Genomic DNA, 16,053 nt, shown 5'->3' with positions numbered 1-16,053 from the left:
GTAAGCCAATGCTTACGAAGTCAGTTTTCTGGCGATAACTTTTAGGAGGTAGTCTTTCAATGGAAAAAACATTTCTCATGGTTAAACCAGATGGTGTACAACGGGGGCTTGTCGGCGAGATTGTAAAACGGTTTGAACAGAAAGGTTTCCAATTGATTGGCAGCAAGTTGACGGTTATTTCCCGAGAACAAGCCGAGATCCATTATGCAGAGCATAAAGGAAAAGATTTTTTCGATAGACTTGTGAATTTCATTACATCAGGACCTGTTTTTGCCATGGTATGGCATGGTGATCAAGTTATCACATTGTCGCGAACCATGATTGGCAAAACGAATTCATTGGAAGCCGCACCTGGAACCATTCGCGGTGATTATGCTGTACATACGAATCTTAACCTGATTCATGGGTCAGATTCACCAGAAAGTGCTGAGCGTGAAATTAATAATTTTTTTCAGCCAAACGAAATTTTTACATATTCAAAAAACATACAAGAATGGATCTAATCTTCCATCGCAAAGAATCTGTTATCGGATACGACACAGGTTCTTTTTGTTTTTTAATGAAGGAATTTGGTAAATCCACACAGAATGTATCAAGGTACATAATGATCAAGGTGGGTGGACAGCATGGAGGATCAAGATTTTTTGTTGTTTATTAAAAAAATAAAGGAACACACGTCCATTGATCTTGCGTTGTATAAGGAAGCGCAAATGAAGAGACGATTAACTACCTTGCGAATGAAGCGAGGTTACAATACGTTTATTTCTTTTTTTGAAGCGATGATGAAGGACAAGGAACTATTCTATGAGTTTTTGGATCGGATGACGATCAATGTTTCTGAATTTTGGAGAAACCCGAATCGTTGGGAGCTTGTAGAACAGAAGTTTATACCTGAGATGCTGAAGCGGAATCGCCGGTTGAAGATCTGGAGTGCAGCCTGCTCTACAGGTGAAGAACCGTACACGCTAGCCATGATTTTAGCTGAGCAAGGGGCATTGGCTGAGACGAGCCTACATGCAACAGATATTGACGATGGTGCTTTGGAGAAAGCACGTAAAGGGATGTACTTAGATCGTTCCGTGCGTGATGTACCAGCTAATTATGTGAAGAAATATTTTAAACAAGATGGCTTAATGTTTCATGTTTCGGATGAACTCAAAAAGTCAGTTCGATTTCAGAAACAAAATTTGCTTGTTGATACATTTGATAGCGGTTACGATCTGATCGTGTGCCGTAATGTCATCATTTATTTCACAGAAGAAGCGAAGCATGTGCTGTACCAGAAGTTTGCCAAAGCCCTTAAACCAGGCGGTCTGCTTTTCGTTGGCTCGACAGAACAGATTTTTTCTCCTGGTCAATATGATCTGGAAGCGGCTGAAACGTTCTTTTATCGGAAAAAAGGAGTATAAGAACTTCCTTATTTTCCAATACTAAGATGTAGCAGTTCAAAGTGAAGGAGACACCAAGCTTTGAACAATGCATACACGCTTAGGGGGCTATCATGGACAAACGCAAGGTGATTACCGCTTATCGCAGAGGAATGATTTCCATTCAAGAATGTGCTCAAATTTTAGGAGTTGATTCCTCACAAATTACGGGTCTTATGAATGATCCTCAGCTTTGTGAGCCTCCGAGGGTCGTCCAGAAGCAACCTATGCACGGCTAATACTAGTTCTTGCCTAGATGATGACACGCTTACGCGGAAGGGTTTGTCCCTGACCTGTGAAGCGTGTTTTTGCATTTGTGTTGTTGCCAAACCTGAGTAGCTATACTATAATGACAACAGATAATCGCGCGTCAAAGCGCTAAAGTGCTTGGTGCTGCAGCTTTTTTTCGTGGCACATGGAGTAAGCAGGCTCGGTTTTTCCATACTATTATGTTTATATACGGAGTTCCATGTTCTTCGTAAAATTCTTAGGGGGTAACGGATTGTGAGATATTTAACAGCAGGTGAAACGCATGGCCCGCAGCTCACTGCGATTATTGAAGGGTTTCCAAGTAATGTAAACCTTAACTTTGAAGATTTAAACCATCAATTACATAGACGTCAAAAAGGCTATGGTCGTGGTCGTCGGATGCAAATTGAGAAAGATACAGCTACCATTGCAGGTGGCGTGCGTCATGGTAAAACAACAGGTGCGCCAATCGCATTAGTAGTCGTGAATAATGACTGGAAACATTGGACTTCCGTTATGGGGATTGAACCCGTTGAAGAAGATAACGAAGGCAAACGCCGTGTGAACCGTCCTCGTCCTGGACATGCCGATTTAAACGGTGGCCTCAAATATAATCAAAAAGATTTGCGTAATATTTTGGAAAGATCAAGTGCTCGTGAAACAACGATGCGTGTAGCCACTGGGGCTGTTGCTCGTCAATTGCTAGCAGAGTTCGGGATCAAAGTTGCTGGACAAGTTATCCGCATCGGCGATGTTGAAGTAGAGCGTCAAGAGCTTCCTATTGATGAACTTATTCGTATTACAGAAGAATCACCAGTACGTGTTGTTGATAAAGAAGCAGAAGCGAAAATGATCGCAGCTATCGATGCTGCTAAAGAAGATGGCGATACATTAGGTGGTATCGTGGAAGTGATTATCGAAGGTGTACCTGTTGGACTTGGAAGTCACGTACAGTGGGATCGCAAATTGGATGGTAAAATTGCACAAGCTGTGCTTTCCATTCAAGCCTTCAAGGGTGTGGAATTCGGAATCGGTTTCGAAGCTGCAGAGCGCAGAGGCTCGAACGTGCATGATGAAATCCTTTATACGCAAGAAACTGGCTTTAGACGCAGAACGAATCGTGCAGGTGGATTTGAAGGCGGAATGACAACAGGCGAGCAAATCATCGTTCGTGGGGTAATGAAGCCAATTTCGACTTTGTACAAACCTTTGCAAAGCGTAGATATCGATACGAAAGAAGTATTTACAGCACAAGTGGAGCGTTCCGATACGTGTGCAGTGCCAGCAGCAGGCGTGATCATGGAGAATGTCATCGCTTGGGAAGTGGCCAATGCTTTCTTAGATAAATTCGGCGGAGACTCTATCGAAGAAATCCGCACGAATTTAGCTAATTTCCTTAAGCAAGTGGAGAACTACTAAGATGAGAGAACTTACCGTAGAGCTTGGAGAACGGTCTTATCCCATATATATTGGCCAAGGCATTCTTACCAATATCTCGACACTGTTCGATCGCGCGAAGCTTAGCCGCAAGTCACCACTGCTTATCGTCACCGACGAGTCGGTGGCGGCCTTGCACTTGGAGCGCGTCCTGACGCTGCTCCGTGACGGCGGCTTCGCCGCGACAGCCTGCGTCGTGCCCGCAGGCGAAACGTCCAAATCCCTCGCGCAGCTCGAGGGAATCGTAACCGCCGCCCTCCAGGCGGGCCTTGATCGCAATTCTGCGATCATAGCCCTCGGAGGAGGCGTGGTCGGTGATCTCGCCGGCTTCGCTGCGGCGAGCTTCATGCGCGGGATCCGCTTCGTGCAGATCCCGACGACCATCCTTGCCCACGACAGTTCTGTCGGCGGCAAGGTAGCGGTCAATCACCCGATGGCGAAAAACATCATCGGGGCGTTCCACCAGCCGGAGCTAGTCCTCTTCGACATCGACTTGCTGTTGACTTTGCCTGAGCGTGAAGTGAAGGCAGGCCTGTCGGAAGTGATCAAGCATGGCTTGATCTGGGATTCCGCTTTCACTCAGTGGTGCGATGAAAACGCAGACAAGCTGTTAGGATTAGATCCAGAAGCGCTAAGTTATGCGCTTTACATAGGTTGTCAAGTGAAAGCTATCGTCGTATCTCAGGACGAACGCGAGAATGATCTCAGGGCGATATTAAACCTCGGACATACGATCGGTCACGCATTAGAGGCCGTAGCGGGCTATGGTGAGCTGTTACATGGTGAGGCCATAGCTATTGGGATGGTCGGTGCGGCAAAGCTTGCACAGCAGTTTGGCTATAGCGAGGACATACATACGGTGACTAGAGGTTTATTTGTGAAATACGGATTGCCGGTGAGCATCCCGTCACATTTGGATACAGATCGTATTATGAGTGCTATGATGCATGATAAGAAATTCAAAGAAGGTACGATGGTGTATATCATCCCGACTGAAATTGGTAAAGTCGAGATCCGTAAGGATGTTACTTCACAGCAAGTGAGAGAAATTGTTGACCTTCTAAAAGGGGAGAAATAACCGATGTACTTAAGGGGAATTCGTGGCGCGACAACAGTTCAACAGAATGATGCAGAAGAAATTCTTGCTGCAACGAGTGAGCTTCTTCAAGCAATTGTAGAAGCGAATGATTTCCTTCCAGAGGATATTGGATCGGTTTTCATTACAGTAACGGAAGATATTACGGCAACATTTCCAGCAAGAGCAATTCGTACACTAATTGGCTGGGAGCTTGTTCCATTGATGTGTTCGCTGGAAGTTCCAGTTGAGAATGCATTACCCAAATGTATTCGCTTGATGGTTCAGGTCAACACGACTAAAACACAAGCAGAGATCAATCATGTGTACTTGAAAGAAGCTAAAGCACTTCGTCCTGATATTGTTAAATTGACAAATGAAGCTACCCGGTAGTATAGTGAAATTAGATGAGTTTAGGTTAGTAGAGCAGAGTTTAGTCGAGTAGAGCAGAGCCGAGTTGAGATGAGAAAAAGTAAAGTAGCTATATGACCATTGGATCGTTCCCAGAGGGGGATCGTCTATTTGTTCATACCCAGCTCTCATTTTCTTTTTTTCACATTCATCCTGATCGTCTACTGAAACTAAAGTCAACCTCTACCCCTGGTAGAGGTTTTTTTGTATTCGAATAGAGTTTTGAGCGCCGCAGACCGCGAGCAGCTCACAAGCTGAGAGGGGATGTTTCCATGTATACACCTGAATTGCAAGAAGTCATTCGTTTGTCCAAAGATTATAATCTTATCCCAGTGGTGCGTCATTTACTAGCTGATACCGAGACGCCAATACGTGTATTTCAACATTTATATCAAGAGCCTCGTGCCTTCCTTTTAGAAAGTGTAGAGGGAGGAGTGAAATGGGCACGTTATTCCTTCTTAGGCAGCGATCCATTCTTGATGATCACGGCGAAGCATGGAAAAACAACGGTCGAAACGGGGTCCGAGAAAAAAATCACGGATGAGAAACCGATCGAAGTGTTGAAGGCTTATCTTCGTTCCTACTCCAGCCCTCAGCTTGCAGATCTTCCACGCTTTACGGGTGGTGCGGTTGGATTCTTCGGATATGACTTATTGCAATACTATGAGAAACTACCGGCTCATCAGATTGATGACTTACAAATGAATGATATTCAGTTTATGTTTTGCGATCAGGTCATCGTATTTGATCATTTCAAACAACAGATCAAAGTGATTGCAAACCTACATGTTCCCCAGTTCGCAACGGATGCGGATATTGCGAAGGCGTATCAAGCAACTTGTGAGAAAATCGATGCGACAATTGAAAAAATTAAACGGCCTCTTAGTTCCGATACCATGACGCACAACCCGATCGTGTCAGAACCAGATTTGGGCGAAATTCGCTCCAATATTACGAAAGATAAATTCATTGCCAATGTGAATAAAGCAAAGGAATACATTCGTGCCGGCGATATTTTCCAAGTCGTGCTCTCCCAACGTTTTGAAATGGAAACAACGGTTTCTCCCTTACAGGTATATCGCGTGCTTCGTACAATGAATCCATCTCCGTATATGTATGTGCTGAAAATGGACGATGAGGTTATCGTTGGAACGTCTCCTGAGTTGCTAGTACGGGTAGAGGAAGAAAAAGTAGAAACGCGGCCGATTGCTGGAACAAGACCTAGAGGGAAAACCCCAGAGGAAGATCACGCACTTGAGTTGGAGCTGCTTGCCGACGAGAAAGAACGTGCAGAGCATTTGATGTTGGTTGATTTAGGTCGAAATGATATCGGGCGTGTCTCCGAATTCGGTACGGTCAAATGTGATACCTTCATGGACATTGAACGCTATTCACACGTGATGCATATCGTTTCCAATGTGTCTGGCAAGATTGCCAAAGATAAGGATTTCTTTGATGCTTTCCTTTCCTGTATGCCTGCAGGCACGGTGTCTGGAGCACCGAAGCTGAGAGCGATGGGAATTATTGCTGAACTGGAACCTGAGTCTCGCGGTTCTTACGCAGGTGCGATTGGTTATCTAGGTTTTTCCGGGAATTTGGACACTTGTATTACGATCCGGACGATTGTATTCAAAAAAGGCAAAGCCTATGTGCAAGCAGGAGCAGGAATCGTTTGGGATTCTGTACCTGAGAGTGAATATCAAGAAACCGTGAACAAAGCGACGGCTTTGCTGAAATCAATTCGTATGGCAGAAGCCATGTTCAGTCCTGAGCCTAGACCTGTTAGCGATATTAACAAAGACTATTTCGTTAACTCATAGAAGGAAGGGGCATGGAAGAACATGAGTGGAACAATTTCGATACAACAAGCGCTTGGTAAAGTAATTAGTGGCAATCATTTATCCCGGGAAGAAGCACGTAGTGTCATGTCTGAGATTATGGATGGAGCTGCTTCACCTGCACAAATAGGCAGTTTGTTGACGGCGCTTCGTATCAAAGGGGAAACATTTGAAGAGATTACGGGGTTTGCGGAGACGATGCGAAGCAAAGCTGTGCAAGTGAACGTACACCAAAGTGACCTGCTTGATACGTGTGGAACAGGTGGAGATGGTGCTGACACGTTCAATATCTCAACGACAGCTGCCATTGTAGCATCAGCAGGCGGGATCCGAGTAGCGAAGCATGGCAATAGAGCGATGTCGAGTAAAAGTGGTAGTGCGGATGTTCTAGAAGCGCTTGGCGTTAAGATTACACTGAGCGGAGAACAAGCAGCGAAATGTCTTGAACGTACTGGCATTTGTTTTATGTTCGCACAGGCCTATCATCAATCGATGAAGCATGTTGCAGCACCTCGTAAAGAACTTGGATTCAGAACGGTTTTTAATTTGCTTGGACCGTTAACCAATCCTGCGGGCGCAGATCGTCAAGTCCTTGGCGTTTTCGATAGAACCAAGACAGAGATGTTAGCGCAATCGCTACAAGCACTAGGCTTGAAACGTGCGATGGTTGTTGCCAGTGAGGATGGGTTGGACGAATTCAGTATCTCTGCACCCACGAAAGTTTCTGAGCTGAAGTCAGATCTAATTACGACCTACACCATTACACCGGACGATTTAGGTCTTCGTGCACATAGTATCAAAGATGTAGCGGGTGGAGATGCTGCCCTGAACGCAGAAATTATTCGTCATATTTTTGCAGGTGAGAAAGGACCATATCGGGACATTGTGCTAGCGAATGCTGCGGCATGCTTCTATGTAACGGGTCATGTAGGCACTCTTCAACAGGGCGTGAAATTAGCTGCAGAAGTCATTGATTCGGGACGCGCGGAGCAGAAATTGCAAGATTTAATCCAATACACAGGAGAACTATGCCATGTTTCTTGATAAAATTGTAGCTACAAAACGCGTGGAAGTAGAGGCGATGAGCGGATTTTCGATCGCGGAGGCTGAAAAGTTAATTTCTCAGCTTCCTCCTTGTTTAGGCTTTGAGCGGGCATTGACGCTTGGGAAAAATCGTTCCATGGGACTTATCGCAGAAGTGAAGAAAGCTTCGCCTTCCAAAGGATTGATCCGCGCAGATTTCGAACCGGTTGGATTGGCCCAAGCTTATGAGCGTGCAGGTGCCGATTGTATTTCGGTATTGACCGATGTTTCGTATTTCCAAGGAAGCAATGATTATTTGGAGGCTGTGCGTAAAGCGGTGAACGTTCCGTTGTTACGCAAAGATTTCACCATTGATCCTAAGCAAATCTATGAAGCAAGACTTCTGGGAGCAGATGCCATTCTGCTTATCGCAGCGATTTTGACAACAGAACAGATGAAGCAATATTTGACCCTAGCGAAGGATCTTGGCCTAGATGCACTGGTTGAGGTGCATGATCGTGAAGAGTTGGAGCGTGCACTTGAGCTGGATACCCAACTGATAGGTGTAAATAATCGGAATTTAAAAACTTTCGTAACCGATCTAGGAACAACGGAAGAATTAATAAGCTTTATGCCAAAGGGTAAAACTGTTGTGAGCGAGAGTGGTATATCTACCGTTGAAGATATGGCCTATGTCGAGAAAGTTGGGGCACAAGCTGTACTTATCGGAGAGCATTTCATGCGACAACCTGTCGTTGAACAAGCAGTTCATCAGTTGATGGGAGTCCACTTTTGATCACGAAGTAGTCCATGAAGTGTATTCGACATCGAAGATTGAATTCAACCGGAAATTCCGGTGCTCACGTAGCTTCCACTACGCTCCGCTCCTCATTTCCTAGCTTCTTTCAATCTTCTCGGTGCTGAAAACTTGACTTTTTGAACTCGTATTTATAGGTAGAAAGAGGCGGATTTGATGACTGTAGGAACGATTCCAACGGTAAAAATTTGTGGACTTCAAAGCGTTGAAGTGTTAAAATCAATCGTACATTTGCCGATAGCTCATATCGGCTTTGTTTTTGCACCAAGTAAGCGACAAGTCACGCCGGAGAAGGCAGCTGAGCTGATTGCTTATTTGAAAGTTGAAGAAGCGAAGGGGCAGACTGTGCCTCTTACAGTTGGCGTCTTTGTCAATCCAACGAAAGAGCAGTTGGTTGATATTTTAGCTGCTGCTCCTCTGGATGTCGTGCAACTTCATAGTCAGGAAACACCGGCTTTCTGTGGATGGGTTCGTGATCAATTTGGTGTACAGGTATTTAAATCGGTTTCCATTTCCAAAACAGAAGATTCCATACCTTCTCTATCCAAGGTAGCTGAGCAACTAGATCCTTATATCGGGCATGTAGATGCCATCTTATTAGATACCTTTGACCCTGTTTACGGAGGCGGTTCTGGGACAACTTTTGCCTGGGATTGTATACCTGTTTATCAAGAGTGGGCTCGATCTGCTGGTATTCAATTGTTAGTAGCTGGCGGACTCCGACATGATAACGTAGATCAATTAGTACATGCTTATGCTCCTGATGGCGTTGATGTATCGAGCGGCGTGGAGACAGATGGCGTGAAAGATATTGCGAAAATAACCGCGTTTGTGGAAAGGGTGACCCGTAAGTGACACAAGTACCTGATCAGCAAGGTAGATTTGGCAAGTTCGGTGGCCGCTATGTGCCCGAGACATTGATGAATGCCTTACATGAGCTTGAAGAAGCTTATGCGCGATATAAAGATGATCCTGAATTTATTGCGGAAGTTCGTTATTTGCAGAAGCAGTATTCCGGTAGACCTACTCCGCTTTACTATGCAGAGCGCTTAACCGAGCAACTCGGTGGAGCGAAGATTTATTTGAAACGTGAAGATTTAAACCATACAGGCGCACACAAAATTAATAACACCATCGGACAGGCCGTACTTGCCAAACGTATGGGGAAGAAAAAGATAATCGCGGAAACTGGTGCTGGTCAGCATGGTGTTGCTTCAGCGACAGTCGCAGCATTAATGGGCTTTGAATGTAAAGTATTCATGGGGGAAGAAGACACGAAACGTCAACAATTGAATGTGTTTCGCATGAAATTGTTAGGATCGGAAGTCATTCCTGTTACTTCAGGAACGCGTACATTGAAAGATGCTTGTAACGAAACATTGCGTTACTGGGTAAGTAACGTTCAAGATACGTACTATATTCTTGGATCCGTAACTGGGCCACATCCATATCCGATGATGGTTCGTGATTTCCAACGCGTGATCGGGGATGAATCCCGTGAGCAAATCTTGGAAACAGAAGGCAGACTGCCGGATGCAGTAGTTGCTTGTGTTGGCGGAGGCAGTAACGCGATGGGGATTTTCTATCCATTCGTTCAAGATGAGTCCGTGAAGTTGATTGGTGTCGAGGCAGCAGGTCGCGGCGTTGATACGGAGGAGCATGCAGCAACCATGACCAAAGGAACGCCAGGTGTATTCCAAGGGTCACTCAGTTACTTGCTTCAGGATGAGTATGGTCAAGTGTTGCCAGCGCATTCGATCTCTGCCGGTTTGGACTACCCGGGAATTGGTCCTGAACATGCGTACCTCAAAGATGCTGAGCGTGCTACTTATTATCCAATAACGGATCAAGAAGCACTGGATGCTCTTCAATTGTTGAGCCGCACAGAAGGTATCATACCTGCTCTTGAGAGCGCTCATGCCATTGCACATACGTTGAAATTAGCACCGACGATGACGAAGGACCAAATTATTATCGTGAGTTTGTCAGGCCGCGGCGATAAAGATGTGGAATCCATTATTAGTTATCTTGGCGAGGGGGTATAAGCGATGAACCGTATTGACAGTCGTTTTGCAGAACTCAAAGCGCGCGGTGAAACCGCAATGATCCCTTTTCTAACAATTGGTGACCCTTCGATTGAAGCATCCTTGGAGCTGATTTTAGAAATGGAACGCGCTGGTGCGGATTTAATCGAGCTGGGTGTTCCTTACTCGGATCCACTCGCAGATGGCCCTGTTATTCAACGCTCTTCTGAGCGCGCTTTGAAGCGTAAAATTTCCATCTTTGATGTAATCGATGTAGCTAAACAGGCAAGGAATCGCGGGTCTCAGCTGCCATTTATCCTTTTTACCTATTATAATCCGGTTCTCCAAATTGGTTTGGAACGTATTTTCAAAGTGATGCAGGAGAATGAAATCAGTGGCATTATTATTCCAGATCTTCCTTTGGAAGAAGATAGTGAGACTAGAGGGATTGCTGAGAAATATGGCGTTCATTTGATTCCTTTAGTTGCACCAACATCGAATGAACGTGTACAACGTATTGCTTCAAATGCACGTGGATTCGTTTATTGTGTATCTTCCCTTGGAGTAACAGGCGAGCGTGCTGAATTTTTTGGCGGCATTGAAGATTTCCTTACAACCGTTCGTGAAGCCGCGTCTGTTCCCATTGTTGTGGGCTTCGGCATATCTTCGCGTGAGCAGGTTGAACGCTTTGAGAAGCTGTGCGATGGTGTTGTCGTAGGGAGTGCGATTGTCCGCACGATCGAGAGCGCATTACCACATTTCCAAGAGGATGCTGCTCATCCTGAAGGTCTTAAGCAAATAGGTAACTTTGTAGGTCAATTAAAACGTTCGAACCACTAATTGATGAGGTGACTTCATGAAACCGAAACAAACCATTATACATTTACCAGTTTATCAACCAGGTAAGCCTATTGAGGAAGTAAAGCGTGAGCTTGGCTTAACTGAAGTGATCAAGCTTGCTTCCAATGAAAACCCATTCGGCTCATCTCCGCATGTGAAGGCTGCCATTGAAGCAGAAATTGCAAATATTAGTCTGTATCCAGATGGAGGCGCCGTACAATTAACAGAAGCTGTTTCAGCTTCTCTAGGCGTTGAGACGAATCAACTTATTTTCGGCGCTGGATCGGATGAAGTCATCCTTATGTTAGCACGTGCTTTTCTAGTGCCAGGTGATGAATCCGTTATGGCTTCACACACATTCCCACAATACAAACACAATTGTGAAATCGAAGGTGCAATCTCCATTGAAGTTCCGTTGAAAGATGGCACACATGATTTGGATGCTATGGCTGCGGCTATTACTGATCGCACGAAAATCGTATGGATCTGTAATCCGAATAATCCAACGGGTACTATGAATTCAGATGCGGAAATTAAAGCTTTCTTAGCTAAAGTTCCTGCGCATACGATTGTTGTTCTTGATGAAGCTTATTGTGAATATAACACCACAGGTGAGTTCCCAGATAGCATTGAGCTTATCGGTCAATACAAGAATGTGATCTCCTTGCGTACTTTCTCCAAAATCTATGGGTTGGCTTCGCTTCGTATTGGTTATGGTATTGGGCATCCAGATGTCATTCGTTCCATTAATCAAGTACGAGAGCCCTTCAATACGACCCGATTCGCACAAGCTGCTGCTCTTGCAGCAATTAATGACCAGGATTTCATCGCAAGCTGTCGTGAAGCGAATACTGCTGGTTTGAACTACTTAGAAGAACAATTTAAACAACTAGGGCTGCACTCGTTTCCTGCTCATGGGAACTTTATTATGGTGGACGTAGCTCGTCCAGCGGCAGACGTATTCAATGGCTTATTGCGCCGAGGGTTAATCGTTCGTGGTGGTCATATGTTGGGTTTCCCTACATCACTGCGTGTCACAATTGGTTCAAGTGAGCAAAATGCCAAATTCATTGCGGCTCTAACGGAAGTTCTTGCAGAGGTTCCTGTTCTAGTCTAATTCAGAAGATAAAGGTTGATTCTTGTCATGACGAAAATAGCAATATTCGGAGTAGGTCTGATCGGTGGATCTCTTGCCTTATGTTACAAAGGAAAACCAGACTTTACCGTTGTTGGCCATTCACCCAATCCGAATTCCGTCGAAAAGCTGCTGAAACGGAATGTTGTTGACCATGCAACTACCGATATGGCAGAAGCTGTGGATGGGGCTGATTACATCTTCCTATGCGTACCCGTGGGGAATTTGGAGGAATATGTTCAGAAGTTGATGAAGCTGCCTTTGAAGCAAGGCTGTATCATTACGGATGTGGGTAGTACGAAAGCATCCATTACAGAAAGCGCTGCAGCGCACTTGAAGGAAGGCTACTATTTTATCGGTGGTCATCCGATGGCAGGCTCTGAGCGACACGGGGTGGAAGCAGCTTCGTCGCATCTGTATGAGAATGCTTTCTATGTCTTGACTCCAGCAGAGGGCACGCCACAGGCTGAGGTGGATCGTCTGACTAATCTACTTAGTCATACTAAAGCGCAAATCGTGCAAGTCGATGCTCGAGAGCATGATGACATCGTCGGTGCAATTAGCCATTTGCCGCATATTATTGCAGTCGCACTTGTTAATCAAGTAAGAAGCTATAACGAGAGTAATCCCTTGTATCAAAACTTAGCGGCTGGCGGTTTCCGAGATATTACTCGGATTGCCTCAAGCGAACCTACGATCTGGCGTGATATTCTCGTCAACAATCGTGAAGTGTTACTCAAGCTGCTCAAGGATTGGAATGATGAGATTTCACGATTCGTTCAGCTGATTGAACATAGCGATGGGGAAGGGATTGCGGAGCAATTTCGTATTGCTGGCGAATTCCGAAGCAAGTTACCGGAACGTCGTAAAGGTATACTCACTTCCTTATTTGATATTTATGTGGATGTACCCGATCACCCGGGTATTATAGGCTCAATTACCTCGCTGCTCGGAAATGCTCGAATTAATTTGAGCAATATTCAAATTATCGAAAGCCGTGAAGATGTTCCTGGTATTCTCCGATTGTCTTTCCGTAACCAAGAGGAAGCCGATCGCGCTTCGGAGTTATTAGGCAAAGAATATGCGGTGCATGTTTAAAATTCGAATGCCTTTTTATCTGTTCAGGACTTTCTTTGTGTTGGTTTCCGCCATCGCAAAGGAGGTCCTTTTGTTTTCTTTTTGTAACCGATTCACAGGTCAAAAGGCTCATGCTATAATGGGTCTTATTATTTATATACATACTATTCATTGTTATGGGGCGGTTGATGTGAAGTACCGAATGTTCATCGTAAGCTTGTTAACGGTCATGATTGTCTTTCTTAATTTTTCACCTATTTTAGCAAGTGCCAAAGATGTGTATTATTCCAATGAGGTTGCCGTTCTTGTCTATCACCACATTGACGAACTTGAACAGAGCTCAGTCACAATCACGCCGAGGCTGTTTGAGCGGCAGCTAGTTTCGTTACAAAGGAAAGGATTCCATTTCATTACCTTGGATCAATTTAAAGACTTCAAAACAAAAGGAACGGCAATACCGGATAATGCGCTGCTTATCACATTTGATGATGGCTACGAAAGCTTCTATACGCAAGCATATCCAATTCTGAAGAGGCTTCAAATCCCTGCTGTGAATTTCGTTATTACGAAAGATTTGGATGATCCCAAAAGGCCTAAGTTAGCGTCTTTATCTAAGGATGAGATTAAACAGATACGTAGTGAAGACCCTAATATTGAATTCCAAGGGCACTCCGATGAGCTTCATGCAATGAAAGATGGAAAACCCATGTTATCTAACAAAGTTATTCTAAATGGAAAACTAGAAACTGAGGTTGAGTTTAAGAGTCGGGTTGTTCAGGATACTCGCAAATGTATTGCCAAACTCAAGGAATTGAATGCTTCGAAAAATGTGGATTCCTATGCTTATCCATATGGCAGCTACGATGATACGACGATTTCTTACTTGCACGAGGCAGGTATCCAATACGCTTTTACAACGAAAGCAGGTATTGCTTCAGAATGGACGGATTCGATGCAAATACCGCGAATTAACGGTGGAAGTCCTTTTGTACGTCCGCATTCCATTAGCAATTTGATCAAGCAGGCCAAAAGAGAACAATCACAACTTGTTAGTTCAAAATGATGCTTGGTAAACGTTTTCAAAAAAGTGTTGACAGAATGAAACCGTATACATATAATAAAAGTACAGTATGGTTTCTCTCCACTCCTATCCGATAATCGCACCATAAGTGCAACCGCCGATTCGGCGGTTTTTTTTTGTCTTTTTGCCTTTTTTTAAAATACATATAAAAGGAATGCAGGTAGATGTCGATAGTAGAGTTGTAGTAGAAATATGAACTTTATCCAACAATTTGTCGAATCTAGCAGGAATCTCGTCTTGAAGCGAGAATAGGTTATAGGCCAAATGTTTGCTAAATTTCGCATTCACACTTTTTTTACAAATATAACGCAACTTTTCACTCCAACCGTAGTAAAACATGTATGAACAGTTGGAGTGGTACCCGGAATCGCGAGGAGGGTCGCCACGTAATGACCGATTCCCAATTGATCAGAGAAATCAAGGATGGAAATGTTCAGCTGTATAACGAGCTAATGCGTCGTTACGAGCGTAAAATCCTTGCCTTTATTTATCACATGCTAAAGAGCACACAAATGGAAGCTATCGCGGAAGATTTGTGTAATGAAACATTTTATAAAGCGTATCGCAGTTTGCATTCTTTCCGTGAGATCGAGGCATCTTTTTCTACTTGGTTATATACGATTGCCCGTAATACCGTATTGAGTGAGCTGCGCAAAAATAAAAGTGTTCAGGTGTCACTGGAGCAAAGCGGTCTTACACCGCATGCTTCTTTTGATGCGATGCCAGAGCAGGCGATGTTGAGGAATGAAAAGGTGTCCATGGTTCGCGAGGCGATTAATAGCTTGCCTGAAAAGCAAAGATCGGCTTTGATTTTACGTGAATATGATCAGATGGATTATCAGGAAATTGCCAACATTTTGGGTCAAACCGTCAGCTCAGTGAAATCTCTTCTATTTAGAGCGAGAGCATCAGTCAAATTGCATCTGGATCCTTATTTCAGTGAACCGATATTCGAAGAATCGAAGGGATGACAAGCGATGAAGTGTAGTGAGATCCAGGAATTATTTGGAGTCTATTGGGATTTGCCGAATGATGACCTGCGTCGTGCAGCAGTTGATAAGCATTTAGAAACATGCGACTCCTGTAAAGAGGAATTTCAAATATGGGAAGAAAGCATGATTCTGATCCGCAGTGCTGCAACTGACGAGGAGCTGACGGACTTTGAGCCTATAGTCTCCACCAAAGTAATGAGCCGAATTTACGAGGATGAATCATGGCGAATTCCAGTTTCCGAACGGATGTATTCGATTTCCTATAAATTAAGAAGAAATTTGACGGCGGTTATTGCATTTTGTCTAGCTCTTTTTGTGTTTAGCTTTTTATTTGCCATCGTTTATGATGGCTCTCCACAGTCAACATTGGCTTCCGCGGACAATTCACTTTACGATCTTGAAGCACCACAAGCGCTAAAAATTAGCGGTACAGAATCTTTGAATGGACATAAGTTAGGTGATGCTGTAGCTAGTCTGAATCCTAGTTTCATGGAACCTTTACGTTTTCATGTTGGACCGATCCATTCGTACCCTCACTACTTATTAGTCGTATCGCTTCTTGGATTAGTAGCAACCATTATTATTATGAATTGGTTATCAAGAACGAAAACTTAATGCTCCTAGTGG

General features: G+C 44.3%; 17 protein-coding genes. All 17 read left to right on the top strand.

Features of this window, described 5'->3' with window-relative positions:
• Positions 1 to 59 precede the first annotated feature (59 nt).
• The 17 genes from ndk to ASL11_RS12650 all read left to right on the top strand — a co-directional run bounded on the left by ndk (position 60) and on the right by ASL11_RS12650 (position 16,041).
• A complete protein-coding gene (ndk, locus tag ASL11_RS12725) occupies positions 60 to 503 on the top strand; it encodes a nucleoside-diphosphate kinase (protein WP_056614362.1) in 444 nt (147 codons plus the stop codon).
• A 123-nt stretch (positions 504 to 626) separates the two neighbouring features.
• On the top strand, positions 627 to 1,409 hold the full coding sequence (locus tag ASL11_RS12720; protein ID WP_056614352.1) for a CheR family methyltransferase: 783 nt from the start codon (positions 627 to 629) through the stop codon (positions 1,407 to 1,409).
• A gap of 92 nt (positions 1,410 to 1,501) precedes the next feature.
• Entirely contained in the window at positions 1,502 to 1,666 is a 165-nt protein-coding gene (locus ASL11_RS37090) for a hypothetical protein (RefSeq protein WP_164483568.1), read from the top strand.
• A gap of 265 nt (positions 1,667 to 1,931) precedes the next feature.
• Entirely contained in the window at positions 1,932 to 3,095 is a 1,164-nt protein-coding gene (gene aroC, locus ASL11_RS12715; RefSeq protein ID WP_056614350.1) for a chorismate synthase, read from the top strand.
• 1 nt (position 3,096) lies between these two features.
• Positions 3,097 to 4,191 (top strand): 3-dehydroquinate synthase, encoded by a 1,095-nt coding sequence (aroB, locus tag ASL11_RS12710; RefSeq protein WP_056614347.1) that lies wholly within the window; start codon positions 3,097 to 3,099, stop codon positions 4,189 to 4,191.
• Between the two features lie 3 nt (positions 4,192 to 4,194).
• On the top strand, positions 4,195 to 4,581 hold the full coding sequence (aroH, locus tag ASL11_RS12705; RefSeq protein WP_056614336.1) for a chorismate mutase: 387 nt from the start codon (positions 4,195 to 4,197) through the stop codon (positions 4,579 to 4,581).
• A 290-nt stretch (positions 4,582 to 4,871) separates the two neighbouring features.
• The gene (gene trpE / locus ASL11_RS12700) at positions 4,872 to 6,419 is read left to right on the top strand and encodes an anthranilate synthase component I (RefSeq protein WP_056614334.1); all 1,548 of its coding nucleotides are present in this window, start codon (positions 4,872 to 4,874) and stop codon (positions 6,417 to 6,419) included.
• A gap of 21 nt (positions 6,420 to 6,440) precedes the next feature.
• Positions 6,441 to 7,481: an anthranilate phosphoribosyltransferase gene (trpD, locus tag ASL11_RS12695; protein ID WP_056614330.1), complete on the top strand. Its 1,041-nt coding sequence runs from the start codon at positions 6,441 to 6,443 to the stop codon at positions 7,479 to 7,481.
• Positions 7,471 to 8,256, top strand: coding sequence for an indole-3-glycerol phosphate synthase TrpC (gene trpC / locus ASL11_RS12690; RefSeq protein ID WP_056614327.1), 786 nt, complete (start codon positions 7,471 to 7,473; stop codon positions 8,254 to 8,256). The genes trpD and trpC overlap by 11 nt, the downstream gene beginning before the upstream one ends.
• A gap of 177 nt (positions 8,257 to 8,433) precedes the next feature.
• On the top strand, positions 8,434 to 9,132 hold the full coding sequence (locus tag ASL11_RS12685; protein WP_056614323.1) for a phosphoribosylanthranilate isomerase: 699 nt from the start codon (positions 8,434 to 8,436) through the stop codon (positions 9,130 to 9,132).
• Positions 9,129 to 10,322, top strand: a complete 1,194-nt coding sequence (gene trpB / locus ASL11_RS12680; protein WP_056614320.1) for a tryptophan synthase subunit beta — start codon at positions 9,129 to 9,131, stop codon at positions 10,320 to 10,322. Before ASL11_RS12685 ends, trpB begins: the two co-directional genes overlap by 4 nt.
• A gap of 3 nt (positions 10,323 to 10,325) precedes the next feature.
• Positions 10,326 to 11,141: a tryptophan synthase subunit alpha gene (gene trpA / locus ASL11_RS12675; RefSeq protein WP_056614309.1), complete on the top strand. Its 816-nt coding sequence runs from the start codon at positions 10,326 to 10,328 to the stop codon at positions 11,139 to 11,141.
• A 16-nt stretch (positions 11,142 to 11,157) separates the two neighbouring features.
• Positions 11,158 to 12,258, top strand: coding sequence for a histidinol-phosphate transaminase (gene hisC, locus ASL11_RS12670; protein ID WP_056614305.1), 1,101 nt, complete (start codon positions 11,158 to 11,160; stop codon positions 12,256 to 12,258).
• A gap of 27 nt (positions 12,259 to 12,285) precedes the next feature.
• Positions 12,286 to 13,374 carry a prephenate dehydrogenase gene (locus tag ASL11_RS12665; RefSeq protein ID WP_056616957.1) on the top strand — a complete coding sequence of 363 codons (1,089 nt, stop codon included), beginning with the start codon at positions 12,286 to 12,288 and terminating at the stop codon, positions 13,372 to 13,374.
• 169 nt (positions 13,375 to 13,543) lie between these two features.
• Entirely contained in the window at positions 13,544 to 14,416 is an 873-nt protein-coding gene (locus ASL11_RS12660; RefSeq protein WP_162261633.1) for a polysaccharide deacetylase family protein, read from the top strand.
• A gap of 407 nt (positions 14,417 to 14,823) precedes the next feature.
• On the top strand, positions 14,824 to 15,405 hold the full coding sequence (locus ASL11_RS12655) for an RNA polymerase sigma factor (protein ID WP_056614299.1): 582 nt from the start codon (positions 14,824 to 14,826) through the stop codon (positions 15,403 to 15,405).
• 6 nt (positions 15,406 to 15,411) lie between these two features.
• Positions 15,412 to 16,041, top strand: a complete 630-nt coding sequence (locus ASL11_RS12650; protein ID WP_056614297.1) for an anti-sigma factor family protein — start codon at positions 15,412 to 15,414, stop codon at positions 16,039 to 16,041.
• Positions 16,042 to 16,053: the final 12 nt, after the last annotated feature.

It is taken from the genome of Paenibacillus sp. Soil750 (assembly GCF_001428045.1).
Taxonomy (GTDB): Bacteria; Bacillota; Bacilli; order Paenibacillales; family NBRC-103111; genus Paenibacillus_E; species Paenibacillus_E allorhizoplanae.
Note: the sequence above shows the minus strand (reverse complement) of the source record. Positions and strands in the feature narration are given on the sequence as shown.